The 4,427-nt window shown below is 68.1% G+C and carries 6 protein-coding genes; all 6 read right to left on the reverse strand.

The genetic code is table 11. The features are described from left to right. Window positions 1-1,035: a zinc-dependent dehydrogenase gene (locus ABT061_RS48150; RefSeq protein WP_350930430.1), complete on the reverse strand. Its 1,035-nt coding sequence runs from the start codon at window positions 1,033-1,035 to the stop codon at window positions 1-3. Further along, window positions 1,032-1,490, reverse strand: coding sequence for a PTS mannitol transporter subunit IIA (locus ABT061_RS48155; protein WP_350930431.1), 459 nt, complete (start codon window positions 1,488-1,490; stop codon window positions 1,032-1,034). Before ABT061_RS48155 ends, ABT061_RS48150 begins: the two co-directional genes overlap by 4 nt. Further along, window positions 1,483-1,791, reverse strand: coding sequence for a PTS lactose transporter subunit IIB (locus ABT061_RS48160; protein ID WP_350930432.1), 309 nt, complete (start codon window positions 1,789-1,791; stop codon window positions 1,483-1,485). The genes ABT061_RS48155 and ABT061_RS48160 overlap by 8 nt, the downstream gene beginning before the upstream one ends. 87 nt (window positions 1,792-1,878) lie before the next feature. Beyond that, a complete protein-coding gene (gene mtlA / locus ABT061_RS48165) occupies window positions 1,879-2,979 on the reverse strand; it encodes a mannitol-specific PTS transporter subunit IIC (protein WP_350930433.1) in 1,101 nt (366 codons plus the stop codon). Window positions 2,980-3,045: 66 nt separating this feature from the next. Continuing rightward, window positions 3,046-3,987 carry a 1-phosphofructokinase gene (gene pfkB / locus ABT061_RS48170; protein ID WP_350930434.1) on the reverse strand — a complete coding sequence of 314 codons (942 nt, stop codon included), beginning with the start codon at window positions 3,985-3,987 and terminating at the stop codon, window positions 3,046-3,048. Then, a partial coding sequence (locus ABT061_RS48175; RefSeq protein ID WP_502991646.1) for a DeoR/GlpR family DNA-binding transcription regulator occupies window positions 3,984-4,427 on the reverse strand: 444 nt, incomplete at its 5' end. The genes pfkB and ABT061_RS48175, both read right to left, overlap by 4 nt.

Below are 4,427 nucleotides of genomic sequence, written 5' to 3' on the forward strand. Positions count from 1 at the left end.
TCAGGGTTCGATGGTGACCTTGATGGCCTCGCCCCTGCTGACGATGTCGATCGCCTCCAGGACCTCGGTAAGCGCCAGACGATGCGTGATCAGATCCGACACCGGCACCGCACCCTCAGCGATCAGCTGAAGCGCCCGCGCGTTGTGCGCCGGACTGGACCCGTTCGCACCCACGATGGTCAACTCCCGATAATGCACCAGGTTGGAATCACACCGAATGATCGGATCATCCTTGGGCAGACCACCAAAGAAACTGATCCGCCCCTGACGAGCCGCCATCTGCAACGCCTGCTCCTGAGCCGCCCCGGACGCGGCCGCGGTGATGACGACATCAGCACCCCTGCCCTCGGTCAGCTTGAGCACCTGCTCGACCACGTCCTGGCCGTGCACCACCGCGTCGGGGTGAACCAGAGCGGCCGCCATCTCCAACCGCTCGGCGTTGATATCGACCAGGAACACCCGGGCCGCGCCGCGTGAGCGGGCCAGCCGCACATGCAGGCAGCCGATCGGACCCGACCCCATGATCACCACGTCGTCGCCCTCGCCGACCCGGGCCAGCTCCTGGCCGTTGAGCACACACGCCAGCGGCTCGGCCACCGAGGCCTCGGCGAAACCGACCCCCTCGGGGATACGGTTGAGGCCGTCGACCGCGAGGACCTTGGCCGGGACGATCATGTACTCGGCGAAACCACCGTCGTAGTGATAGCCCATCGACTCCTGGTTCGGGCACACCGTCATCCGGCCCCGGCCGCACTCGGAGCAGGCCCCGCACGGGATCGCGGCGATCACCTGCACCCGATCGCCCGCCGCCCAGCCGCTCACGCCCTGGCCGACCTCGACGATCTGTCCGGCGATCTCGTGACCCATGACCCTGGGCGGCCTGATGTGATGGTGACCGTGCTTGGAGATCTTCACATCCGTGCCGCACGTCGAGCAGTTGCGCACGCGTATCTTGATCTCACCGGCCCCGGTGACGGGCTCGGGCGCCTCCTCGACGCGGATGTCACCGGGAGCGTGGAAACGAGCGACCTTCACTGTGCTTCGTCCTCTTCGTTGGGTTGCAGCAACCGGACCACCTCGGCGACTTGCGTCGCCTCGCGAAGGGCCCGGGCCTGCTCGGGATCCATCAGGATCTGGGCGAGTTCGGCCAGCAGCCGCACATGACCATCACCCTTGGCGGCGATACCGATGCACATCGTGACCCGTTCGCCGTCCCAGTCGACGCCGCCGGGAAAACGCAGCACACAGATCGCGTCATGATGAACGGCGTCCTTGGCGGCCAAGGTGCCGTGCGGGATGGCCACCCCCTCACCGACATAGGTGGAGATCGAGCGCTCCCGCTCCAGCATCGCGCCGATATAGGCGCTGCCCACCGCGCCGACGGCGAGCAGCACCTGCCCGCACTGGCGTATCGCGTCGTCTCGGTCGGTGGCCGAGGCCGTCAGCCGGATCGCGCGCGGATCCAGTGGCAGCGGCGCCGTCTCAGGCATCGACGGTGCCGCCGTTCTTGATCGTGTTGATCAGTTTGGCCACCGCGGGGTCTCCGATGAAGACCTGAAAGGAGATCAGGACCTTGTCCGGGGCGCCGGCCCTGGCCCGGCCGGCCAGGCCGGCGTGGCAGACCACGACGTCGGCGTCGGCCGGGATGGAGTTGACCGGGGTGTGCTCGACCTGGACGTTATGGCTTTTGAGCTGCTTGCGCAGCTGGGTGGCCAGCATCACGCTGCTGCCCATCCCCGCGTCACAGGCCACGATGATCTTGTGGATGTCCTTGCTGTCGATACTCGGCACCTGTCAGGCCTCCTTGACGGCCGGCGCGGTCTGGGTCTGTGCGAAAGCCCCTTGCGGAGCCTCCTGGCTGTCGATACTCGGCACCGCTCAGGCCTCCTGGGTCTGCGCGGAAGCCCCTTGCGGAGCCTCGTCGCCCTCGTCCTTGCCCCGGCCGAAGCCCAGCAGCACCGAGGCCACCGCGAAGGACACCGCGGTCGCGGCGAAGATCCCGGCCAGCACCCCGAACCAGCCACCCTTGGGCGTCACCGCCAGATAGGCGAAGATACTGCCCGGCGAGGCCGCCGAGACCAGCCCGGCACCGGTCATGATGAACACCAAGATCCCGGTGGCGCCACCGGCGATGACCGCCAGGATCAGCCGGGGCTTCATCAGCACATACGGGAAGTAGATCTCGTGGATACCACCGAGGAAGTGAATGATGATCGCCGCCGGGGCGCTGGGACGCAGCGCCCGCGGGCCGAAGAACATGTAGGCCAGCAGCAGGCCGAGCCCGGGGCCGGGGTTGGACTCCAGCATGAACAGGATCGACTTGCCGAACTGGGTCACCTCGTTGGCGCCCAGCGGGGTCAGCACCCCGTGGTTGATGGCGTTGTTGAGGAACAACACCTTGGCCGGCTCGATCAGGATCGAGGCCAGCGGCAAAAGGTTGGACTCCACCAGCCAGCCGACCGCGTTACCGGCCGCGGTGGTGACCGCCGAGACGATGGGGCCCACACCCCACACGCCCAGCAGCGCCATCGCGCCACCGGCGATACCGGCGGTGAAGTTGTCCACCAGCATCTCAAAGCCGGCCTTGGTGCGCTCGGAGGTGAAGCCGTCGATCAGCTTCAGCAGGAACGCCGCCAGCGGACCCATGATCATCGCGCCGAGGAACATCGGGTTCTCCGCGCCGACCACGACGCCCATGGTGGCCACCGCGCCGACCACCGCGCCGCGCTGACCATGGACCATCCGCCCGCCGGTATAGCCGATCAAGACCGGCAGCAGCGTCGTGATCATCGGCCCGACCAGGGCCGCCAGACTCTCGTTCGGCAGCCAGCCGGTGGGAATGAACAGCGCGGTGATCAGACCCCAGGCGATGAACGCCCCGATATTCGGCATGATCATCCCGGCGAGATAGCCGCCGAAACGCTGAATCTTCGCTCTGACCCCGGTTCCCGTGACGGTGGGGGTGTAATCAGTGCTCACGTGGTGTTGCTCCTTCCGGGGTGGCCGGCACATCAGCCGGCCAGGGGGGGTGGATCCGCGCCGCTGTCAGCCCCCGGACCGCAGCGGCAGGGTGGGATCGGCCGCGATGACACGCACGTCATCACGCCGAATGTCATCAGGGGAGGGCATCCGGCTACCCGGCAGCCCCACCGCGGCGGTCGCCCAGGCCAGCGCCTCGACCAACGCGCCCTCACCGTGTGCGCCGCCGGCCAGGAACCCGGCCAGCATCGCATCACCGGCACCAACCGAACTGCGCGGCTCGGCCAGCGCGCAGCGGCCGTACCAGACCTGCTCGTCCTGCAGCAAAACCGCGCCATCGACGCCCAGACTGGCCAAGACCGTGCCCGCGCCACGAGCCCGCAGACTCTCGGCCGCCTTGATCGCATCGCCCAGGGATGAGATGACCATCCCCGTGGCCTCGCTCAGCTCTTCTCGGTTGGGCTTGACCAGGGCCGGCCCCTGGGCCAGCGCGTGCATCAGCGCCGGCCCGCTGGTATCGACCGCGACGTTGATCCCCGCACCGCTGAAACGCTCACACAAACGCGCATACACATCAACGGGCACCGCAGGCGGCAGGCTACCGGAGGCCACCACCCAGTCCGCGCTGCCGGCCGCACCGAGCACGGCCTCGGCGATGGCCTCCAACTCCGCCGCCGACAACGCCGTCCCCGGCTCGTTGATCTTCGTGACCGTGCCGTCCGGCTCGGCCAGCGCGACATTGGAACGAGTGGCCCCGGCCACCGGCACGGTGACCATCTCGATGCCCTCGGCCGACAGCAGGCTCACCAGCCGCCGCCCCTCATCCCCGCCGAAAGGCACCACCGCACACGAGCGAACCCGGTTGGCCAGCAACGCCCGCGAGACGTTGACCCCCTTACCACCGGGATCCAGATGGGTTGCCGCGGCCCGGATCACCGCCCCGCGCGTCAACGCCCCGACCTCGATCGTGCGATCCAGACTGGGATTGAGAGTCAAGGTGACGATCACGCCCGGATCACCTCGGGCCCGGCCGCGGCCATCTCGGCCGCCACCCCGGCATCGAGCCCCATATCACTGATCACCACATCGATCTCCTGCAGCGCGGCGAAACGAGACAGATAGGTATTGGCGAACTTGGTGTGATCGGCCAGCAGCACGCACCGCTGCGCGGCCTCGACCATCGCCCGTTTGATCGCGGCCTCGGCCGGATCCGGGGTCGTCAGCCCCTTGGCCACCGAACAACCGTTGGCCGCCATGAACGCCACGTCCACATGCAGATCGGCCAACGGCCGCAGCGCCCAGTCATCAACCGTGGCCAGGGTCCGCCCCCGCACCCGCCCACCCAACATGAACACCGTCAGATTCGCGCGGGTGGCCAGCGCGGTCGCCAACGGCGGCGAGTTCACGATCACCGTCAACTCCCGATCCACCGGCAACGCCTGCACCAG

Source organism: Streptosporangium sp. NPDC002544, from assembly GCF_040295965.1.
GTDB lineage: Bacteria > Actinomycetota > Actinomycetes > Streptosporangiales > Streptosporangiaceae > Streptosporangium.